20 protein-coding genes are annotated in these 20,334 nt (G+C 68.7%); 12 read left to right on the top strand and 8 right to left on the bottom strand.

Features of this window, described 5'->3' with window-relative positions; genetic code table 11:
- Window positions 1-31 precede the first annotated feature (31 nt).
- The 6 genes from lipA to WG923_RS11075 all read right to left on the bottom strand — a co-directional run bounded on the left by lipA (window position 32) and on the right by WG923_RS11075 (window position 4,851).
- Window positions 32-1,018: a lipoyl synthase gene (gene lipA / locus WG923_RS11100; RefSeq protein ID WP_340351019.1), complete on the bottom strand. Its 987-nt coding sequence runs from the start codon at window positions 1,016-1,018 to the stop codon at window positions 32-34.
- A 15-nt stretch (window positions 1,019-1,033) separates the two neighbouring features.
- Window positions 1,034-1,801, bottom strand: coding sequence for a lipoyl(octanoyl) transferase LipB (lipB, locus tag WG923_RS11095; RefSeq protein ID WP_340351018.1), 768 nt, complete (start codon window positions 1,799-1,801; stop codon window positions 1,034-1,036).
- A gap of 275 nt (window positions 1,802-2,076) precedes the next feature.
- Window positions 2,077-2,382 carry a YbeD family protein gene (locus WG923_RS11090; protein WP_340351017.1) on the bottom strand — a complete coding sequence of 102 codons (306 nt, stop codon included), beginning with the start codon at window positions 2,380-2,382 and terminating at the stop codon, window positions 2,077-2,079.
- Complete coding sequence (locus WG923_RS11085; RefSeq protein ID WP_340351016.1) at window positions 2,383-3,270, bottom strand: D-amino acid aminotransferase; 888 nt, start codon at window positions 3,268-3,270, stop codon at window positions 2,383-2,385. It abuts the gene before it with no gap.
- A gap of 10 nt (window positions 3,271-3,280) precedes the next feature.
- Window positions 3,281-4,414: an MBL fold metallo-hydrolase gene (locus tag WG923_RS11080; RefSeq protein WP_340351015.1), complete on the bottom strand. Its 1,134-nt coding sequence runs from the start codon at window positions 4,412-4,414 to the stop codon at window positions 3,281-3,283.
- Window positions 4,405-4,851, bottom strand: coding sequence for a CopD family protein (locus tag WG923_RS11075; protein WP_340351014.1), 447 nt, complete (start codon window positions 4,849-4,851; stop codon window positions 4,405-4,407). Before WG923_RS11075 ends, WG923_RS11080 begins: the two co-directional genes overlap by 10 nt.
- A gap of 178 nt (window positions 4,852-5,029) precedes the next feature.
- On the opposite strand from WG923_RS11075, the gene WG923_RS11070 reads away from it, so the two are divergent.
- From WG923_RS11070 to WG923_RS11020, 11 genes are all read left to right on the top strand, one after another.
- A complete protein-coding gene (locus WG923_RS11070) occupies window positions 5,030-5,497 on the top strand; it encodes an ATP synthase subunit I (RefSeq protein WP_340351013.1) in 468 nt (155 codons plus the stop codon).
- Window positions 5,498-5,504: 7 nt separating this feature from the next.
- A complete protein-coding gene (gene atpB, locus WG923_RS11065; RefSeq protein WP_340351012.1) occupies window positions 5,505-6,377 on the top strand; it encodes a F0F1 ATP synthase subunit A in 873 nt (290 codons plus the stop codon).
- Between the two features lie 67 nt (window positions 6,378-6,444).
- Window positions 6,445-6,708 carry a F0F1 ATP synthase subunit C gene (atpE, locus tag WG923_RS11060; RefSeq protein WP_445322915.1) on the top strand — a complete coding sequence of 88 codons (264 nt, stop codon included), beginning with the start codon at window positions 6,445-6,447 and terminating at the stop codon, window positions 6,706-6,708.
- Between the two features lie 68 nt (window positions 6,709-6,776).
- On the top strand, window positions 6,777-7,250 hold the full coding sequence (locus tag WG923_RS11055; protein ID WP_340351011.1) for a F0F1 ATP synthase subunit B: 474 nt from the start codon (window positions 6,777-6,779) through the stop codon (window positions 7,248-7,250).
- A gap of 4 nt (window positions 7,251-7,254) precedes the next feature.
- The gene (locus WG923_RS11050) at window positions 7,255-7,785 is read left to right on the top strand and encodes a F0F1 ATP synthase subunit delta (protein ID WP_340351010.1); all 531 of its coding nucleotides are present in this window, start codon (window positions 7,255-7,257) and stop codon (window positions 7,783-7,785) included.
- Window positions 7,786-7,821: 36 nt separating this feature from the next.
- Window positions 7,822-9,375 (top strand): F0F1 ATP synthase subunit alpha, encoded by a 1,554-nt coding sequence (atpA, locus tag WG923_RS11045; protein ID WP_340351009.1) that lies wholly within the window; start codon window positions 7,822-7,824, stop codon window positions 9,373-9,375.
- A 77-nt stretch (window positions 9,376-9,452) separates the two neighbouring features.
- On the top strand, window positions 9,453-10,319 hold the full coding sequence (atpG, locus tag WG923_RS11040; protein ID WP_340351008.1) for a F0F1 ATP synthase subunit gamma: 867 nt from the start codon (window positions 9,453-9,455) through the stop codon (window positions 10,317-10,319).
- Between the two features lie 18 nt (window positions 10,320-10,337).
- Entirely contained in the window at window positions 10,338-11,747 is a 1,410-nt protein-coding gene (gene atpD, locus WG923_RS11035) for a F0F1 ATP synthase subunit beta (RefSeq protein ID WP_340351007.1), read from the top strand.
- Window positions 11,748-11,750: 3 nt separating this feature from the next.
- Entirely contained in the window at window positions 11,751-12,179 is a 429-nt protein-coding gene (locus tag WG923_RS11030; protein WP_340351006.1) for a F0F1 ATP synthase subunit epsilon, read from the top strand.
- 242 nt (window positions 12,180-12,421) lie between these two features.
- A complete protein-coding gene (locus WG923_RS11025) occupies window positions 12,422-15,385 on the top strand; it encodes a caspase family protein (RefSeq protein WP_340351005.1) in 2,964 nt (987 codons plus the stop codon).
- Between the two features lie 2 nt (window positions 15,386-15,387).
- Window positions 15,388-17,340: a hypothetical protein gene (locus tag WG923_RS11020; protein WP_340351004.1), complete on the top strand. Its 1,953-nt coding sequence runs from the start codon at window positions 15,388-15,390 to the stop codon at window positions 17,338-17,340.
- A gap of 61 nt (window positions 17,341-17,401) precedes the next feature.
- Here the strand turns inward: WG923_RS11020 and WG923_RS11015 are convergent, their stop codons facing one another.
- Window positions 17,402-18,277 (bottom strand): NAD(P)H-hydrate dehydratase, encoded by an 876-nt coding sequence (locus WG923_RS11015; protein WP_340351003.1) that lies wholly within the window; start codon window positions 18,275-18,277, stop codon window positions 17,402-17,404.
- A complete protein-coding gene (locus WG923_RS11010; protein ID WP_340351002.1) occupies window positions 18,274-19,035 on the bottom strand; it encodes a histidine phosphatase family protein in 762 nt (253 codons plus the stop codon). Before WG923_RS11010 ends, WG923_RS11015 begins: the two co-directional genes overlap by 4 nt.
- 188 nt (window positions 19,036-19,223) lie before the next feature.
- Here WG923_RS11010 and WG923_RS11005 point away from each other — a divergent pair, with 188 nt between their 5' ends.
- Window positions 19,224-20,321, top strand: a complete 1,098-nt coding sequence (locus WG923_RS11005; protein WP_340351001.1) for an ABC transporter substrate-binding protein — start codon at window positions 19,224-19,226, stop codon at window positions 20,319-20,321.
- Window positions 20,322-20,334: the final 13 nt, after the last annotated feature.

Below are 20,334 nucleotides of genomic sequence, written 5' to 3'. Positions count from 1 at the left end.
CGCGGGAAGATCGCCGGGTTGAGGAAAAGGCTTAGGCGCCGACGCCGGCCGCGTGCGCCTGCTGGTCCGCGTGATAGGAACTGCGCACGAGCGCGCCCACGGCCGCGTGGGTGAAGCCCATCTCCTTCGCCTTCGCCTCGAACATCCTGAAGGTGTCCGGGTGCACGTAGCGCCGCACCGGCAGGTGCGAGGTGGTCGGGGCGAGGTACTGGCCGATGGTGAGCATCTCGATGTCGTGCGCGCGCATGTCGCGCATCGTCTCGAGGATCTCCTCGTCGGTCTCGCCCAGGCCGACCATGAGCCCGCTCTTGGTCGGGATGTGCGGGAACAGGGCCTTGAACTTCTTCAGCAGGTTCAGGCTGAACTGGTAGTCCGAGCCGGGCCGTGCTTCCTTGTACAGGCGCGGGATCGTCTCGAGGTTGTGGTTCATGACGTCCGGCGGCGCGGCCTTCAGGATCTCCAGGGCGCGGTCGTCGCGGCCGCGGAAGTCCGGCACCAGGATCTCGATGCGCGTGGCCGGCGAGAGCTCGCGCGTCTGGCGGATGCAGTCGACGAAGTGGCCGGCGCCGCCGTCGCGCAGGTCGTCGCGGTCCACGCTGGTGATCACCACGTACTTGAGTTTCATCGCGGCGATGGTCTTCGCCAGCTTCGCGGGCTCGGCGGCATCCAGCGGGTCGGGGCGGCCGTGGCCCACGTCGCAGAAGGGGCAGCGCCGCGTGCACTTGTCGCCCATGATCATGAACGTGGCCGTGCCGTGGCCGAAGCACTCGCCGATGTTGGGGCAGGAGGCTTCCTCGCACACGGTGTGCAGGCCCTGCTCGCGCAGGATCTGCTTGATCTCGTAGAAGCGGGTGTTGACGGAGCCGGCCTTGACGCGGATCCAGTCCGGCTTCTTCAGGATTTCGCCGGGCTCCACCTTCACGGGGATGCGCGACAGCTTGGCGGCGGCCTTCTGCTTGGCGCCGGCTTCGTAGGTCTCGACGGATTGCGCCTCGCGCACGACGTTCGTGGAGCTCATGGGGTCCTTGGGGGGTCAGGGGGCGAGCAGCGCCTGCAGCCTGTTGGCCAGCCGCTCGGCCGCCTCGTTCCATGTGGTGGAAACCCCGATTGTAGAAAGGTCCACGGTTTCCAGACCTGCATAACCGCAAGGATTGATGCGGCGGAAGGGTTCCAGGTCCATGGCGACGTTGAAGGCAAGGCCGTGGTAGGTGCAGTGGCGGGTGATCTTGATGCCGAGGGCGGCGATTTTCCCCAGGCCGTTGAAGGATATCGGGGGTATTCCGGCGGCGGGAGTGCCCCCACCCCAGCCCTCCCCCGGAGGGGGAGGGAGCAACTGCCCCGTGCCTTCACTCCCTCCCCCTCCGGGGGAGGGCTGGGGTGGGGGCACTCCCAGGCGCTCGTGCGAGAACGGATTCGACAACCGGACATAGATGCCAGGCGCCCCCCGCACCCGATGCCCCGTCACCCCATCGTCCCCCAGCGTCCGGATCACCGCCTCCTCCAGCCGGTACACGTACTCCTTGACGAAGTACCCCGCCCGCTGCAGGTCGATCAACGGGTACACGACCACCTGCCCGGGCCCGTGGTACGTGACCTGGCCCCCGCGGTTGGTCGAGACCACGGGAATGGAGCCCGGGTCCAGGACGTGGTCGGCCTTGCCGGCCAGCCCCTGCGTGAACACCGGCGGGTGTTCGCAGATCCACATCTCGTCGGGCGTGCCGGCGCCGCGGGCCTCCGTGAAGGCCTGCATCGCCCGGTACGTGGACAGGTAGTCGACCTGCCCCAGCACCTTGACCTGCATTAGTGCTCTCCCCAGGGGAAATCAGGCATTTCGCTGCGCCGTATCGGGGCGCAGGCAAGGCGCCGGCGCAGGCCAATACTTGACGTATTGGCCTGTGTCGGCAACGCGGCATGCGCCCCGATACGGCGCAGCCCGAAGGGTTCGGGCCCTGCGGCGCCCTCGGCCGTCGTGCGCGAAGGGCTAAGACGTCCAGTCTTAGCCCTCCGCGCCCAACGACCGATCATCGCCGCATGACTCCGAACGAAATGCCTGATTTCCCCTGGGGAGAGCACTGGTTACAGGACGACCTTGACCATCGGGTGCGAGGTCAGCGCCCGGTAGAGGCCGTCCAGCTGCTCGCGGCTGGTCGCGGTGATGGTGATGGTGATGCCCAGGTACTTGCCTTCGCGGCTGTCGCGCAGTTCCACCGTCGACGCGTCGAAGCTCGGGTCGAACTCGCGCGCCAGGGTGGTGATGGCGTGGACGAAGCCGTCCACCTTCGCGCCCATCACCTTGATGGGAAAGCGCGAGGGGTACTCGATCAGCGAGTCCCGGCGGGGATCGTCGTGGGCGGATGGGGGCGGATGGATGGAGGCGGACATTCAGGAAGTTGCGCGTTTGGCCTGCTGGTAGCCGTCGAACAGCTTCTGGTAGATAGGGCCGGGCCGGCCGTTTCCAACCGGTTTGCCGTCCAGCTTCGTGCAGGGCAGGACCTCCTTGGTCGCCGACGACAGCAGGATCTCGTCGGCGGCGAACACCTCCTCGCGCGACACCCGCCGCAGCTCGAACGGGATGCCCTGCTGCATGCAGATTTCCTCGAACACGCCGTAGCGGATGCCTTCCAGCACCAGGTTGTCCTTGGGCGCGCCGAGCACCACCCCGTTCTTCACCACCCACACGTTGGAGGCGGCCGCCTCGCTCAGCCAGCCGTCGCGGAACATGAGGGTCTCGTTGCCGCCGTGGTCGGCGCTGATCTGCCGCGCCAGCACGGCGCCCACCAGCGAAGTGCTCTTGATGTGCGCCTTCTTCCAGCGGAAGTCGTCGGCGGTGTAGCACTCCACGCCGCGCGAGCGCTCCTCGGGCGTGTAGATGTAGAGGCGGTTGACCATGGCGAACACCGTCGGTTCGATGTCCGCCGGCATCACGTGGTCGCGCATGGCCACGCCGCGCGTCACCTGCAGGTAGACGAGCTGGTTCGTCTCCTCCACCCGCTTGCCCACGTGCTGCGCATAGGCCTGGATCAGCTGGTCGACCACCTGGCGCCAGCCGGCCCGGTCCATCGGGTTGCGGATCCGCAGTTCGCCCAGGCTGCGCTCCAGCCGGGCCATGTGTTCGTTGAACCGGAAGGGCCGGCCCTGGTAGGCGGGCACCACCTCGTAGACGCCGTCGCCGAAGATGAAGCCGCGGTCGAGCACGCTCACCTTGGCATCGCGGATGTTGCCCATCTCTCCGTTGAGCCAGCAGGGCAGGGCTGGAATGGCTTCGCTCATGCCTCGATTGTCACTGCTTCGCGTGGGCGGCGGGCGCGCCGGCGGGCCATGTCGTGCCGCCGATCGGCAGCACGAAGAAGTCCTGTTCCGCCACGCCCTGCGCCTGGCGCGCCGCGGCCAGGGCGATCGGCGGCTGGTCCAGTGCCTCGTCCGTGAGCTGGAAGGTGCCCCAGTGGATGCCCAGGCTGCGCCGCGCGCCCAGATCCTTGTGCGCCCGCACGGCGTCGGCCGGGTCCATGTGCTGGTCGGCCATGAACCAGCGCGGCGCGTAGGCGCCGATGGCCAGCAGGGCGAGGTCGAACAGCGTGCCCTCGCGCGCGTGCGAGGCGAAGCGCTCGCGCGTCTGCGCGAAATGCATGCTGTAGCCGGCGTCGCCGGAGAAATACCAGCGCAGGTCGGGGGCGAACACCGACCAGCCGCCCCACAAGGTCTGGTAGCGGTCGTCCAGCCCGCGCGCGGACCAGTGCTGCACGGGAACCAGGTGGAACTCCACGCCCTGGAAGCGGTGCACGTCCCACCAATCGAGTTCGACCACGTTGGTCACGCCCTGGCGCTCGAGGAAGGCCTTGATGCCCAGCGGCACCAGGAAGAGGGTGCGGCCGCCCGAGCGCTCGTTGAGTTGCACGGCGCTCAGGCGGTCGAGATGGTCGTAGTGGTTGTGCGAGACCAGCACCACGTCGATCGGCGGCAGGTCCGCCAGCGCGATGCCGGGCGGCTGCGCGCGCTTCGGCCCGAGGAAGCTCACCGGCGAGGCGCGCTCGCTGAACACCGGGTCGGTCAGGATGTTCAGGCCGGCGCTCTGTACCAGGACGGTCGCGTGCCCGATCCAGGTGGCCGAGGGCAGGGGCGGCCGCGCGGCCTGCGCGCCGACGCGCCGCACCGGCTCGGTGTTGGCCTTCAACAACTGCACCGCCGGCAGCACGACCGGCGTCGGCTGCCCCGGATCCGGCGGCAGGCCTTCGCGCCAGGCGTCCCACTTCCACCGCAGCAGCGACGAGAAGGGCTTGGCCACCTGCGCTCCGGTGACGTTGCGAAAGCCCTCCGGCGTGTGGTGCGGCCGGGCCGCGTCGTATCCGTGGTGCGCGTGCGCGGCCAGCGACAGCAGCGCGGCGGCCGCGGCGAGCGCGCAGGCCCTCAGTGCCACAGCATCACCGCCGCGATGGCGGCCCAGCCCAGCCCGAGGTTGATCTTCACCAGCAGCACGATGCGCGCCATGTGCTTGCCGCCCGCGGGCCAGTCGCCCAGTTCCACCGCGCGCTGCAACCCGCGCCAGGGCGAGAAGAAGATGTGGCCGAACACCAGCATCATCACGATCCCGAGCCCCGCCATCGCGTGCCAGCCGCGCGGCGCCACGGCGCCGGGCACCTGCAGCAGCAGCGGCACGCCGGTGGCGAGCAGCAGGGCGATGCTCACGATCACCACCACGAAGAAGCGCCGCAGCACCAGCACCATCAGCGGCAGGCGCTGCGGGGGCTGCAGCTGCGCGTGCAGTGCGGGCCGCAAGGCCATCACGGCGAAGGCCATGCCGCCGATCCAGAAGATGGCGCCGGCGAGGTGGAAGAACAGCAGCAGGTTGCGCATGGGGGCTCCGTTTCTTGTTGTCCGCGGATTGTGGCGCCGCGGTGCAGCCACGACAGCCTGACGGGGAACTGATGTCCGGGGGCTGGAGCCCGCTCGTGGTTTCTACCTATAATGAGCGGCTTTCCAGAAATTCAGGACACCGGCGGCCGGCATGCCAACAAGAACAGATGCCAAGAGCTTGGCCCCGCTTCCTGAAGACGACGAGCAGGAATCCCTCCCGAAGCCGCTGACCGCCGAACAGGCGCGACGCGTGCGCGAGCAAAACCCCCCGGTTTCACCCTGGTGGGTGGTCGCCGGGCAGGCAGGCGTGGGCCTCGTGGCCGCCCTGCTGGGGTGGCTCCTGACTGGAAGGCAGAGCGTAGGCTGGTCCGTCCTGTACGGCGCTTTCGCGGTGGTCATTCCCGCCGCGGTGTTCGCGCGGGGCTTGACCGGAAGGTTCTCATCGATCAATGCGGGCACAGCGGCAGTCGGGTTCCTGCTTTGGGAGATGGTGAAGATCGCCTTGACGATCGGCCTCCTGATGGTCGCGCCGAGGTGGGTTGCGGGATTGAGCTGGCCGGCGCTGCTGGTGGGCCTGATCCTCGCGATGAAGGTTTACTGGGTCGCCCTGGCGTTCGCGCCGCGCCCGAAGACGCAATCGAGCTGAAAGAAACATGGCTGCTGAAATCGTTGCCGCGGGGCACGGTCCCACCGCGGGCGAATACATCGTTCACCACCTGACGTTCCTTCAGAACAAGAAGCCGGCCAACGTGGTCGATTTCTCCGTGTTCAACTGGGACTCGCTGTTCTGGGGCATCGTGATCGGTGTCTTCACCTGCTTCTTCCTCTGGAAGGCGGCGCGCAAGGCGACCTCCGGCGTGCCGGGGCGCTTCCAGGCCGCCGTGGAAATCCTGGTGGAGATGGTGGACGCGCAGGCCAAGGGCATCGTGCACAACGCCACCAGCCGCAAGTTCGTGGCACCGCTGGCACTGACCGTGTTCGTCTGGATCTTCATGATGAACGCGATGGACCTGCTGCCGGTCGACCTGCTGCCGTGGATCTGGCAGAAGCTGTACGGCGCCGCCGGCCACGACCCCGAGCATGCCTACATGCGCGTGGTGCCGACCGCCGACCTCTCGATGACGATGGGCCTGTCGATCTCGGTGCTGCTGATCTGCCTGTTCTACAACGTCAAGATCAAGGGCCTGGGCGGCTGGGTGCACGAGCTGTTCACCGCGCCCTTCGGCGCCCACCCGCTGCTGTGGCCGTTCAACTTCCTGATGCAGGTCATCGAGTTCGTCGCCAAGACCGTCTCGCACGGCATGCGACTGTTCGGCAACATGTACGCCGGCGAACTGATCTTCCTGCTGATCGCGCTGATGGGTGGGGCCTTCTCGCTCACCGCCACCGGCATCGGCCTGGCCATCGGCCACATCATCGCGGGTTCCGCCTGGGCGATCTTCCACATCCTGATCATCACCCTGCAGGCCTTCGTGTTCATGATGCTGACGCTCGTGTACGTCGGCCAGGCCCACGACGCGCACTGAGAACGGCGCGTCCCCCCGTCCCGCTTACCCCTTTTCCCCTCGTAAACCCAAGTCCTTAGGAGCAATCATGGAAGTTATCAGCTTTGTCGCCCTGGCCGCCGGCCTGATCATCGGTCTGGGTGCCATCGGCGCCTGCATCGGCATCGGCGTCATGGGCAGCAAGTACCTCGAGTCGGCCGCCCGCCAGCCCGAGCTGATGAACGAACTGCAGACCAAGATGTTCCTGCTGGCCGGCCTGATCGACGCGGCCTTCATCATCGGCACGGGTATCGCGCTGTGGTTCGCCACCGCCAACCCGTTCCTGGCCCAGATCGCCAACCTGCCGAAGTAAGTCGCCATCCTGATGGTCCAACCCCTTTCCGCGCCACCCGAGAGGCTCGCGGGAACAAGGATGACAAAGTGAGCATCACCGGTACCCTCATCATTCAGATCATCGTCTTCCTGATCCTGGTCGGGTTCACGATGAAGTTCGTGTGGCCGCCGATCGCCGTGGCGCTCGACGAGCGCGCGCGCAAGATCGCCGAAGGCCTGGCGGCCGCCGACAAGGCGAAGGCCGAGCTGCAGGAAGCCGACAAGAAGGTGGAGCAGGAACTGGCGAAGTCTCGCGCCGAGGTTGCGCAGCTGCTGGCCGATGCCGAGCGCCGCGCGCAGGCCATCGTGGAAGAGGCGAAGGGCCGTGCGACGGAAGAGGCGAACAAGATCGTCGCCGCCGCCCGCGCCGATGCCGAGCAGCAGACCGTGCGCGCCCGCGAAGCCCTGCGCGAGCAGGTCGCGATGCTGGCCGTCAAGGGAGCCGAGCAGATCCTGAAGCGAGAAGTCAACGCCGGCGTGCACGCCGAGTTGCTGAACCGCCTGCAGACCGAACTCGCCTGAAGCCATGGCCGAACTCGCCACCATCGCCCGCCCCTACGCCGAAGCGCTGTTCAAGTCGGCCGGCCAGGACCTGGCCGCAACCGCGCAGTGGCTGGATGCGCTCGCTGTCGTGGCGAGCCAGCCCCAGCTGCTGCAGTTCGCGGACAACCCCAAGGTCGGCAACGAGCAGGTGTACGACGTCGTCAGCGATGTCGCGCGCGTGCAGCTGCCCGCGCCGGCGCAGAACTTCCTGCGCACGGTGATCGACAACGGGCGCCTGGCTGCCGTGCCGGAAATCGCGCGCCAGTTCCGCGAGATGAAGAACGCGCAGAGCGGCTCATCCGATGCCATGGTGTACAGCGCCTTCCCGATCCCGCAGGAGCAACTGGGCTCCGTTGCTCAGGCACTCGAGAAGCGTTTTCGCCGTAAGCTCAATCTCACCGTGCAGGAAGACCCGTCCCTCATCGGCGGCATCCGTGTCGTGGTGGGAGACGAAGTGCTGGACACCTCGGTCCGCGCCCGCCTGGAACAAATGAAAGTTGCGCTGACGGCCTGAGGCTGTCCCCGCTCCCAAGGACACAAGGAACGAGTCATGCAGCTCAATCCCGCTGAAATTAGCGAACTGATCAAGAGCCGGATCGAAGGCCTGGCCGCCAGCGCCGACATCCGCAACCAGGGCACGGTCATCTCCGTGACCGACGGCATCGTCCGCATCCACGGCCTGTCCGATGCGATGGCTGGCGAAATGCTGGAATTCCCCGCCACCGCGGATGGCACGCCCACGTTCGGCCTCGCGCTGAACCTGGAGCGCGACTCCGTCGGCGCGGTGATCCTGGGCGAGTACGAGCACATCTCCGAAGGCGACACCGTCAAGTGCACGGGCCGCATTCTCGAAGTGCCCGTCGGCCCCGAACTGATCGGCCGCGTGGTGAACGCCCTGGGCCAGCCGATCGACGGCAAGGGCCCGATCAACGCCAAGATGTCGGACGTGATCGAGAAGGTCGCTCCCGGCGTGATCGCGCGCAAGTCGGTCGACCAGCCGGTGCAGACCGGCCTGAAGGCCATCGACTCCATGGTGCCGATCGGCCGGGGCCAGCGCGAGCTGATCATCGGCGACCGCCAGACCGGCAAGTCCGCCGTCGCGGTCGACACGATCATCAACCAGAAGGGTCAGAACATGACCTGCGTGTACGTCGCGATCGGGCAGAAGGCGTCCACGATCAAGAACATCGTGCGCGCGCTGGAAGCCAACGGCGCGATGGAATACACCATCGTGGTCGCCGCGTCCGCCTCCGAATCCGCCGCCATGCAGTACGTCTCGGCGTACTCCGGCTGCACGATGGGCGAGTACTTCCGCGACCGCGGACAGGACGCGCTGATCATCTATGACGACCTGTCCAAGCAGGCCGTCGCCTACCGCCAGGTCTCGCTGCTGCTGCGCCGTCCCCCGGGCCGCGAAGCGTATCCCGGCGACGTGTTCTATCTCCACTCCCGCCTGCTGGAGCGCGCCGCGCGCGTGAACGCCGACTACGTGGAAGCCTTCACCAAGGGTGAAGTCAAGGGCCGCACCGGCTCGCTGACCGCGCTGCCGATCATCGAGACGCAGGCCGGCGACGTGTCCGCGTTCGTGCCGACCAACGTGATCTCGATCACCGACGGCCAGATCTTCCTGGAAACCAACCTGTTCAACGCCGGCATCCGTCCCGCCATCAACGCGGGTATCTCGGTGTCGCGGGTGGGCGGTGCCGCGCAGACGAAGCTGATCAAGGGCCTGTCCGGCGGTATCCGTACCGACCTGGCGCAGTACCGCGAGCTGGCCGCCTTCGCGCAGTTCGCCTCCGACCTCGACGCGGCCACGCGCAAGCAGCTCGATCGCGGTGCCCGCGTGACGGAACTGCTCAAGCAGCCGCAGTACAGCCCGCTGCCGATCTCGCTGATGGCCGCCTCGCTGTTCGCGGTGAACAAGGGCTACCTCGACGACATCGACGTCAAGAAGGTGCTGCCCTTCGAGCACGGCCTGCACGCCTTCCTGAAGGACAAGAACGCGGCGCTCCTGAACAAGCTGGAAACCAGCAAGGCCCTCGACAAGGATGCCGAGGCCGAGCTGACCAGCGCGATCGAAGCGTTCAAGAAGACCTTCGCTTAAGGCCACATCCAGCAACTTTGCGGGACAGACCAGGAAGCGGAGCGACTGCTCTGTCCCCAACTGACTAAAGGACGGCAATGGCTGCAGGCAAGGAAATACGCGGCAAGATCAAATCGGTGGAGAACACCAAGAAGATCACCAAGGCCATGGAAATGGTGGCCGCGTCCAAGATGCGCAAGGCGCAGGAACGCATGCGTGCGGCCCGCCCCTACAGCGACAAGGTGCGCAACATCGCCGCCAACCTCGGCAAGGCCAACCCCGAGTATCACCACCCCTTCATGCGCCACAGCGACGCGAAGGCGGCGGGGATCATCGTGGTGTCCACCGACAAGGGGCTGTGCGGCGGCCTGAACACCAACGTGCTGCGGATGGTGACCCAGAAGCTGCGCGAACTGCAGGAGCAGGGCTCGAGCGTGCAGAGCGTGGCGATCGGCAACAAGGGCCTCGGCTTCCTGAACCGCATCGGCGCCCCGGTGGTCTCGCATGTCACCCAGCTCGGTGACACGCCCCACCTCGAGCGCCTGATCGGCCCGGTGAAGGTCCTGCTGGACCAGTACGCGGAAGGCAAGCTGAACGCGGTGTACATCTCGTACACCAGGTTCATCAACACCATGCGCCAGGAGCCGGTGCTCGAGAAGCTGCTGCCCCTCGACGAGGGCAAGCTGCAGGCCGACAAGGGCGAGCCGGGCTGGGACTACATCTACGAGCCGGACGCGAAGTCCGTGATCGACGAGCTGCTGCTGCGCTACGTCGAGGGCCTCGTGTACCAGGCGGTGGCCGAGAACATGGCCTCCGAGCAGTCGGCCCGCATGGTCGCCATGAAGGCGGCCACGGACAACGCCGGCAACCTGATCAACGAGCTCAAGCTGGTCTACAACAAGACGCGCCAGGCGGCGATCACGAAAGAACTTTCGGAGATCGTGTCCGGGGCCGCGGCCGTTTAAATAATTGGAGCGTTAGAGATGGCTCAGAGTCAAGGAAAGATCGTTCAGTGCATCGGCGCCGTCGTCGACGTCGAGTTCCCGCGCGACCAGATGCCGCGCGTGTACGACGCGCTGAAGATGGAAGGCAGCGCGCTGACGCTGGAGGTGCAGCAGCAGCTGGGTGACGGCGTGGTCCGCACCATTGCGCTGGGCTCCTCGGAGGGCCTGCGTCGCGGCTACACGGTGTACAACACCGGCGCGGCGATCACGGTGCCGGTGGGCAAGGCCACGCTGGGCCGCATCATGGACGTGCTGGGCCACCCGATCGACGAGCGCGGCCCGGTCGACCAGACCCTGACCGCCCCGATCCACCGCAAGGCCCCCGCGTACGACGAACTGTCGCCCTCGCAGGAACTGCTGGAAACCGGCATCAAGGTGATCGACCTGATGTGCCCGTTCTCCAAGGGCGGCAAGGTCGGCCTGTTCGGCGGCGCCGGCGTGGGCAAGACCGTGAACATGATGGAGTTGATCAACAACATCGCCAAGGCGCACTCGGGCCTGTCGGTGTTCGCCGGCGTGGGGGAGCGCACCCGCGAGGGCAACGACTTCTATCACGAGATGGCCGATTCCGGCGTCGTGAACCTGGAGAACCTGGCCGAGTCGAAAGTGGCCATGGTGTACGGCCAGATGAACGAGCCACCGGGCAACCGCCTGCGCGTGGCGCTGACCGGCCTGACCATCGCCGAATCGTTCCGCGACGAAGGCCGCGACGTGCTGTTCTTCGTGGACAACATCTACCGCTACACGCTGGCCGGCACGGAAGTGTCCGCCCTGCTGGGCCGGATGCCTTCCGCCGTGGGCTACCAGCCGACGCTGGCCGAGGAAATGGGCCGCCTGCAGGAGCGCATCACGTCCACCAAGGTCGGCTCGATCACCTCGATCCAGGCCGTGTACGTGCCGGCGGACGACCTGACCGACCCGTCCCCCGCCACCACCTTCGCCCACCTGGACGCCACCGTGGTGCTGTCGCGCGACATCGCCTCGCTGGGCATCTACCCCGCGGTGGACCCGCTGGACTCCACGTCCCGCCAGGTCGACCCCAACGTCGTCGGCGAAGACCACTACACCACGACCCGCGCCGTGCAGGCCACCCTGCAGCGCTACAAGGAACTGCGCGACATCATCGCCATCCTGGGCATGGACGAACTGTCGCCGGAAGACAAGCTGGCCGTGGCCCGCGCCCGCAAGATCCAGCGCTTCCTGTCGCAGCCCTTCCACGTGGCCGAAGTGTTCACAGGCTCGCCCGGCAAGTACGTGCCGCTGGCCGAGACCATCCGCGGCTTCAAGATGATCGTGGCCGGCGAATGCGACCACCTGCCCGAGCAGGCCTTCTACATGGTCGGCACCATCGACGAGGCCTTCGAGAAGGCCAAGAAGCTGGCGGCGTAAGCCATGGTAGACACCACGCACACCATCCACGTCGACGTGGTGAGCGCCGAGGAGTCGATCTTCTCCGGTGAAGCGCGCTTCGTCGCGCTGCCCGGCGAAGCCGGCGAACTGGGCATCTACCCGCGCCACACGCCCCTGATCACGCGCGTGAAGCCCGGCTCGGTGCGCATCGAGCGGGCCGACGGCAACGAGGAGTTCATCTTCGTGGCCGGCGGCATCCTGGAGGTGCAGCCGAACCGCGTGACCGTGCTGTCCGATACCGCCATCCGCGGCAAGGACCTGGACGAGGAGAAGGCGAACGAGGCCAAGCGTGCAGCCGAAGAGGCGTTGAAGAACGCCAAGAGCGACATCGACATCGCCCGCGCCCAATCCGAGCTTGCCGTGGCGGCCGCCGAAATGGCGGCGCTGCGCAAGTACCTGCGCAAGAAATAAGAAGAACCACGACGAAGAAGAAGAATCGCTCTCACGAAACAAGAACGCGCTAAAAACCCGCGCACTGCAGCCCCGATCGAAAGGTCGGGGCTTTTTTATTGCGGTTGCCCCTCCCCCTTTGGAGGGGCGGCTGGGAGGGGCGGGTGTTAGGTGTTTCTCTTAAGGTTCTCGTCCATCCGAGGGTGGCCCCCCTGAGCATCGGCACTTACATTGCGGCAGGGACCCCCGGAGGAGAGAACGCGATGCCCACGCCCACCTTCCAGCGCCTGACCCTCGAGCAGTTCGCTGCGCTGCTGCAGAAGTTTCCATTCCACCGCCGGATCAACGCGGTGCACATGCACCACACCTGGCGGCCGAACCGCCAGCAGTTCAAGGGCCACGATTCGATCGTCGCGATGTGGCGCTTCCACACCCAGACCAACGGGTGGAGCGACATCGCGCAGCACATCACGATCGACCCGCAGGGCCTGATCTGGCTGGGCCGCAACTGGAACCTGCCGCCCGCCAGCGCCAGCGGGCACAACGGCAACAGCACCGCGGGGCCGTTCATGTTCGAGATGGTCGGCGACTTCGATGCCGGCCCCGGCCACGACACCTTCGACGGCCCGCAGCGCGACACGGCGTTCAAGGTGATCGCGCTCGTGCAGCAGCAGTTCGGCCTCGAGCCCGGCACGCTGCGCCTGCACAACATGATGGGTCCCAAGACCTGCCCGGGTTCGGCCATCCGGTACCAGGACGTGCTGCAGGGCGTCGCCCAGGCGGGGCAGGCGCTGCAGGCAGCGCAGGGTGCACGCGAGGTGGAGGCGGCGGGCGCCCGCTCCCCGTTCCCCGACGACGACGACCTCGCAATCCAGCAGGCGATCCGTGCGCTGGGCCGCGTCACCGACCTCGGCGGCGAACGCGCCGACGCGGACCATGTGTGCGCCGAAGACCACCTCGAAGCGCAGGGCCGCGAAGGCGCGCTGGTGGAACTCCAAGGCGCGCAGCCGCGGGACTCCGGCCTCGACCCCGCCACGCTCGCGGCGCTGCGGCCGCACCTGGTGAACCTGCGCGCCGGCAAGTTCTCCAGCGAAGGCGAGATGAGCTCGACGCCCGAGGACGTGGACGCGATCTTCCAGCAGCACCTGCCCCGCTGGCTGGCGCAGCACCAGGGCGGCAAGGCGCGCGTCGTCTTCTTCGCCCACGGCGGCCTGGTGTCGGAGAGCAGCGGGCTGCGCATCGCGCACAAGCACGTGCAATGGTGGAAGGACAACGGCGTCTACCCGATCTACTTCCTCTGGGAGACGGGCTTCTTCGAGACCATCGGGCAGATCCTCGAGCGCGCCGTCGGCGGCCGCCGCGGCCTCGCCGATGTGAGCGACTTCATGATCGAGGAGCTGGCGCGCGCGCTGCAGGGCGTGCGCATCTGGGGCAGCATGAAATGGAGCGCCGAGCGCGCCGCGGACAAGCCGAGCCCGGGTGCCCCCATCGGCGGCGCCTGGTACGTCGCGCAGCAGCTCAAGAAGTTCTGCGACGGCAACGGCAAGGGCGTCGACCTGCACGCCGTGGGGCACAGCGCCGGCTCGATCTTCCACGCCTGGTTCCTGCCCGCCGCGCAGGACCTCGGCGTGCCCGCCTTCCAGTCCCTGCACCTGATGGCGCCGGCGATCCGGGTGGACACCTTCAAGGCGCAGCTGCTGCAGCGGCTGCAGCAGGGGCTGGCCGCGAAGACGACGATCTACACGATGCTGCGCGACTTCGAGCTGAAGGACAACTGCGCCGAGGTCTACCGCAAGTCGCTGCTGTACCTGATCCACCACGCGCTGGAGGACAGGCGCAGGACGCCGATCCTCGGCCTCGAGGAGAGCCTGCGCCGCGACGCCGACCTGCGCGCCTTCTTCGGCCTCGATGCTCCCCAGGCAGGCAGCAACGAAGTGATCTGGTCCGTCACCGATTCCGATAGCGGGCGCTCGGCCAGCCGGTCGCACAAGCACGGCGACTTCGACGACGATGCGCCGACGATGAACAGCATCGTGCGCCGCGTGCTGGACAAGGCCGACGCCGACCCCATCACCGAGTACCGGCCCCCCGTGCAGGGGCAGCGCGGCTGGGTGGAGGAGGTGGACTGGCCGGCCGGCTTCCAGGCGCCCGCGGCGCCGGCGAGCCGCTGGGGCTGGAAATGGACGCCGCCCTGGGCGACGAGTCCCGCCCCGGCGCCGGTGCCGCCCTACGTCCCGCCGCTGGAGCCCGCCGCCCCGCAGCCGCCTGCGATCGCTGCTGCGCCTGCCGGCGACGGCCGCCGCATCGCGCTGTGCATCGGCGTCGACGAGTACCCCAACCCGCAGCACCGCCTGAGCGGCTGCGTCAACGACGCGCAGACCTGGGCTGGCGCGCTCACGCGGCTGGGCTTCCAGACCCGCATGCTGGTCAACGGCCAGGCCACGCGCGCCGGCATCGACGCCGCGCTGCGCGAGCTGATCGGCCAGAGCCGCGCCGGCGACGTGATCGTCCTGCAGTACGCGGGTCACGGCACCAATGTCGCGGACCTCGACGGCGACGAGACCGACGGGCGCGACGAGGCGCTGTGCCCGGTGGACTTCGCCAGCGGCGCGCTCTTCATCGACGACGACATCGCGCGCGTGTTCGCCACCTTGCCGGAGGGCGTCAACCTCACCGTGTTTATGGACTGCTGCCACTCCGGCACCAACACCCGTTTCGCCGTCGGCCTGGAGCCGGGCGCGCTGGCCGTGCCGCCGGGGACGAAGGCGCGCTACGTGCCGCCGAGCCCGGCACTCGACCAGGCGCATGCGGAGTTCCGGCAGCAGAACGCCTCGCTCACCCGCGAGGTGCGCGCCGGCGGTACCGGCGGGGCCGAGGCGATGCGGCACGTGAAGTTCTCCGCCTGCCTCGACACCGAGGTGGCGCTGGAAAGCGGGGGCAACGGCGAGTTCACGCGGCGCGCGGCGCGCGTGCTCGGGCGCGGCATCCAGGGCCTGAGCAACGAGGCCTTCCTGCAGGCGGTGCTCACCGAGTTCGGCAGCAACGCGCAGCAGCGGCCGATGCTGGATTGCGCCTCGGGCGCCCGCGCGGCGCCGCTGCTGCTGCCGCTCGCCGGCGGCGGCCGTGCGGTGGACGCGTGCCCGCCCGGCGCTGGCTCGCGCGAAGCCGCGCTGGTGCAGGCCGTGCAGGCACTGGCGCAGTCCGTGCAGGCGCTGGCCGGGCGCTGAGCATGGCGCAGGAGCCCGTGGCGAGCACGTCGCAGGCGGTGGCCGCCGATGCGGCCAGCCGCGTCGCGCAGGATGTCGAGAGCCTCCTGCCCGCGGGCACGCGCTACCCGGGAGAAGGCGGCCTCTACACGATCGGCGCGGGCGTGCTGCGGGCGCCGGTCAAGCCGCACGAACGCAAGGCCGACGAGCCGCTGTACCGGCCGCTGCGCATCTTCACCGTCGACCCGGCACAGTCCCGGCTCGAGGCGGCCATCGCCACGGTCAACGTGGCGTACGAGCCGCTGGAGCCGGGCCCGGTCGGCAGCCTGCTGGAGGTGGTGGACACCGATCCCGCCAGCGGACGCAGCCTGCGCCAGGCGAACCTCGACGAGCGCAACGTGCTGATGGCCGACGGCTACGATCCCTCGCCGTCGGACCCGCGCTTCCACCAGCAGATGGTGTACGCGGTGTGCAGCAACGTGTACTCCACGTTCCGCACGGCGCTCGGGCGCACGCCGGGCTGGAGCTTCGGCGGGCCGGTCGCGCCGGCGCGGCTGGTGATCCGCCCGCACTACGCGCAGGAGGCCAATGCCTACTACGAGCGGGTGGACGACCACGGCGAGCTGCACTTCGGCTACTTCCCCGCGGGCGAGCACCCGGCCGACCGCACGCTCGCCGGCGGCATCGTGTTCACCTGCCTGTCGCACGACATCGTGGTGCACGAGATGACGCACGCGCTGCTGGACGGCCTGCGCGCGCACTTCATGGCCCCCACCAACCCGGACATCATCGCCTTCCACGAAGCCTTCGCGGACCTGATGGCCGTGTTCCAGCATTTCAGCTACCCGGAAGTGGTGCGCACCGCGATCCGCCAGTGCCACGGCGCAGTGGAGCAGGCGGAACTCCTGGGCCAGGTCGCCAGCCAGTTCAGCCGCGCGGGCGGCCGCCAGGGGCCGCTGCGCACCGCGCTGGAGCAGCATGGCGAGCCGCGCCAGTACCGCGACAACCTGGAGCCGCACGAACTCGGCGCGGTGCTGGTGAGCGCGATCTTCGAGGCCTTCGGCACCGTGTTCCGCCGCAAGACCGCGGCGATGGTGCGCCTGGCCACCGGCGGCACCGGCGTGCTGCCGCCCGGCGAACTGCCGCACGACCTGCAGCAGCTGCTCGCGGCCAGGGCCGGCAAGATCGCCAGCCAGTTCCTCTCGATCTGCATCCGCGCGATCGACTACTGCCCGCCCACCGGGATGATGTTCGGCGACTACCTGCGGGCGCTGATCACGGCGGACTGCGACCTGGTGCCGGACGACACCTGGGACTACCGCGGCGCGCTGATCGACGCGTTCCGCCGGCGCCGCATCTACCCGCGCTCGGCACAGCACCTGTCCGAGGATTCGCTGGTGTGGAGGGGCCCTCGCATCGACCTGCCGCCCGTGCGCGGCCTCGATTTCGCCACGCTGCGCTTCCAGGGCGATCCGGCCCAGGCGGCCAGCGTCGACGAGCTGCGGCGGCAGGCCGCCGCCCTGGGCCGCTTCGTCACGCAGCCCGAGCGGCTGGAGGAGTTCGGGCTGGCGGCGCCGGACGACAAGCGGCTCGGCCCGCACCGCGTGGACCCGCCCACCGTCGAATCGATCCGCACCGCGCGGCGCGCAGGGCCCAACGGCCAGATCGTGTTCGACCTGGTGGCGGAGGTCACGCAGGCCATGCACGTCGCGCCGAGCGCCGACGGGCCGGGGTTCACGCACCATGGGGGCTGCACGGTGATCCTGTCGCCGCTGGGCGAGATCCGCTACGTGGTGCTCAAGAGCGTGCTGGGCGCGGGGCGCGTGGACCGCCGCCGCGAATTCCTGCTCACCCCGCTGGGGCGCAGGTTCTGGGAGCTCGATGGGCAGCGGCTGCAGCCGCGCAAGGGCGTGTTCCGGCTGGTGCACGACGACGTGCTCGCCACGGGCGACGCGCAGCGCGCCAAGGCCTCCTAGGAGCCTGGGCGGCAGAGAAACGCAGGCCCGTTTCTCTGCCGCCCAGGCTCCTAGCCGTCGCTCAAGGCCGCGGCCGCAGCGCCTGCAGGAGGGCCGGCACTTGCGCCGGCAGTTCGCGCGCGAGGTAGCCGAGCGTCCCCTGCCGCTGCGCCAGCGCCTCGCCGGCGCGCGCATGCAGGGCCACGCCCCACACCGCCGCCTGCTCGGGCGGGCAGCCCCGCGCGGCCAGCCCCGCGATGATCCCCGCCAGCACGTCGCCGGAGCCGGAGGTGGCCAGCCCCGGCGCATGGGTGCGGTGGATCCAGCAGCGGCCGTCCGCTCGCGCGATGCAGGTGGTTGCGCCCTTGAGCGCCACCACCGCGTTCCAGGCCGCCGCGCGCCGGCAGGCGCAGGACTGCGGTTCCTCCTGCAGGTCCTCCTTCTCGGCCCCCGTGAGGTGCGCCATCTCGCCCGCGTGCGGGGTGAGGATCACGGGCTGGGAGAAGCGCGTCATCGCCTGCACGGCATCCATCGCCAGTGCATCGAGCAGCACCACGGCGTGCCTGAACAGGGGCAGCACCGCCTGCACGAAGAGGATCGTCGACTGCGGACCGATCATGCCGGGGCCGATGAGCACCGCGCCCAGCGACGGCGCGATGGCCTGCAGCGCCGGCAGGCCGGCCAGGGTCGGCGCGCCTTCGGAGCCTTCGGGCAGCGCGATCACGCGCGACTCGGGCACGGCCGCGGCCACCACCGTGGCCACCGACTGCGGCGTGGCGATCACCAGCTTGCCGGCGCCGGCGCGCAGCGCCGCCGTCGCCGCGAGGATCGCCGCGCCGGGCATCTCGCGGCTGCCGGCCAGCACCAGCACCCGGCCGCGGTCCTCCTTGTCGGCGTCGCCGTCCGGCTCGGGCAGCGGCCAGGCGCGCAGCAGGTCTTCGTCGACGGCATCGGTCATGGCTTCGGCGCCGCGGGCACGTCCTTTTCCGCTGTGACGGGGGCGCCGGCCTCGATCAGCGGCGCCACGAAGTTGACCAGGTCCAGCTGCAGGCAGCGCGCGACGTGATCGAGCTGGTAGGACGTCACGGCGCAGTTGGGCACGTCGCCGAGCTTGTCGATCGCCAGGATCTGCCCTTCGTCGAGGTTCTCCAGCAGGTAGCGCATGCAGTTGACGATCACCTGGTGCGCCACCACCAGCACGCGCTCGCCGCAATGCTCGCGGGTCATCATCTCGGTCAGGCTGCGCAGGCGCAGGATCACGTCGCACCAGCTTTCGCCGCCGGGCGGGCGGAAGTAGAACTTGCCGACGTGCGAGCGCTGGTCGTTGAGCTCCGGGTATTTCTGCTGGATGCCGACCTTGGTCAGGCGGTCCAGGATGCCGAACTCCTTCTCGCGCAGGCGCTCGTCGACCCGCAGGCGCACGTCCGCCCCGGGCCGCATCCTCGCCTCCTCCAGGATCAGCCCTGCCGTGTGGCGGGCGCGCACGTAGGGCGAGCACAGCACGACCTGCGGGCGGTGCTGCGCGGGCAGGCCGGCGAACCATCGGCCGAGCGCCCTCGACTGCTCCACGCCCAGTGGCGACAGCGGCACGTCGATGTCGCGGTGCTCGATGTCGATCAGCGCGTGGCCGGCCGCCTCGGCGGCGTCGCGCGCGACGTTGCCGGCACTTTGCCCGTGGCGGACGATCCAGAGGGTGCGGGGCCAGGGATCACTCATGGTGCTGCAGTGGGACGCCCCAATGCTGCCGCAGGCGCGCCGCGCCGTGTTGCGCGCGCGCCCCGCCGCTGGCTCATCCTTGGCAGTTCGGGTCTGTCCCGAGCGTGCGGACCGCCGAGCAGGAGTAAGCTTGGCCCAAACGGCCGCTCCAGACGGCTTTCCTGCTCGTTGTGAGGAGAATTCCCCCCATGCGTATCCTTGCCTGCACGCTGCTGCTCGCCGCAGCGCCGGCCCTGGCCCAGGACATCGTCGTCGGCCAGTCGGCGCCGCTCACCGGCGGCAACGCCGAACTCGGCAACGACATCCGCAACGGTGCGCTGGCCTACTTCAAGAAGGTGAACGACGCCGGCGGCGTCGCCGGCGGCAAGATCAAGCTGGTGACGCTCGACGACCGCAACGACACCAAGCTGTCGGCCGAGAACACCAAGAAGCTGGTGGAGGAGAACAACGCCGTGGCGCTGTTCGGGTATGCGTCGTCCACCCTCAGCATTCCCGCGATGCCGGAAGTGGCCGAGCACAAGGTGCCCTTCTTCGCGCCGTTCACCGGCGCCGACACCATCCGCAAGCAGAACGACTACGTCTACACGGTGCGCGCCACCTATGCCGACGAGATCGGCAAGATCATCAACTTCTGGGGCAACCTCGGCAACACGAAGGTGACGGTGCTGCACTACGACGACACCGTGGGCAAGCAGAACTTCGAGACCGTGGCCCAGGTGCTCAAGAAGTACGACCGCAAGCCGGTCTCGGTGGCGATCAAGCGCAATGCCGACGTGACCGATGCGAACGTGCGCGACGTGATCGCCTCCGAACCCAACGTGCTGGTGGTGACGACGCTCTATGCACCCGCCGCGCAGATGCTGAAGAAGCTCAAGGCGCAGGGCCGCGCCTACATGACCACCAGCCTGTCGTTCGCGGGCGCGAGCCAGCTCGCCAAGGCGCTGGGCCCGGACGCGAGCGGCGTGTCGGTGGCGATCACGGTGCCGACCCCGCGTTCGCACTCGGTGGCCGTGGTGCGCGAGTGCAACGAGGCCTGGACCGGCGCCGGCTACAAGGAGCTGATGTCGGTGACGGCCCTGGAGTCCTGCATCGCCGCCAAGGTGCTGACCGAAGGCATGCGGCGCGCCGGCAGCAACGTCACGCGCGCTTCCCTGCACAAGTCGCTGTCCGCGCTCGGGCGCTACGACGCCGGCGGCTACATCGTCGACTTCAAGCCCAACTTCCGCCACGGCGGCAGCTACGTGGGCATGGCGCTGCTCAAGCCGAACGGCGAAGTGCGCGACTAGAACCCGCCGAAGG

Source organism: Ramlibacter sp. AN1133 (genome assembly GCF_037890035.1).
Lineage (GTDB): Bacteria > Pseudomonadota > Gammaproteobacteria > Burkholderiales > Burkholderiaceae_C > Ramlibacter.
This window is presented reverse-complemented; position numbering and strand designations above follow the sequence as displayed.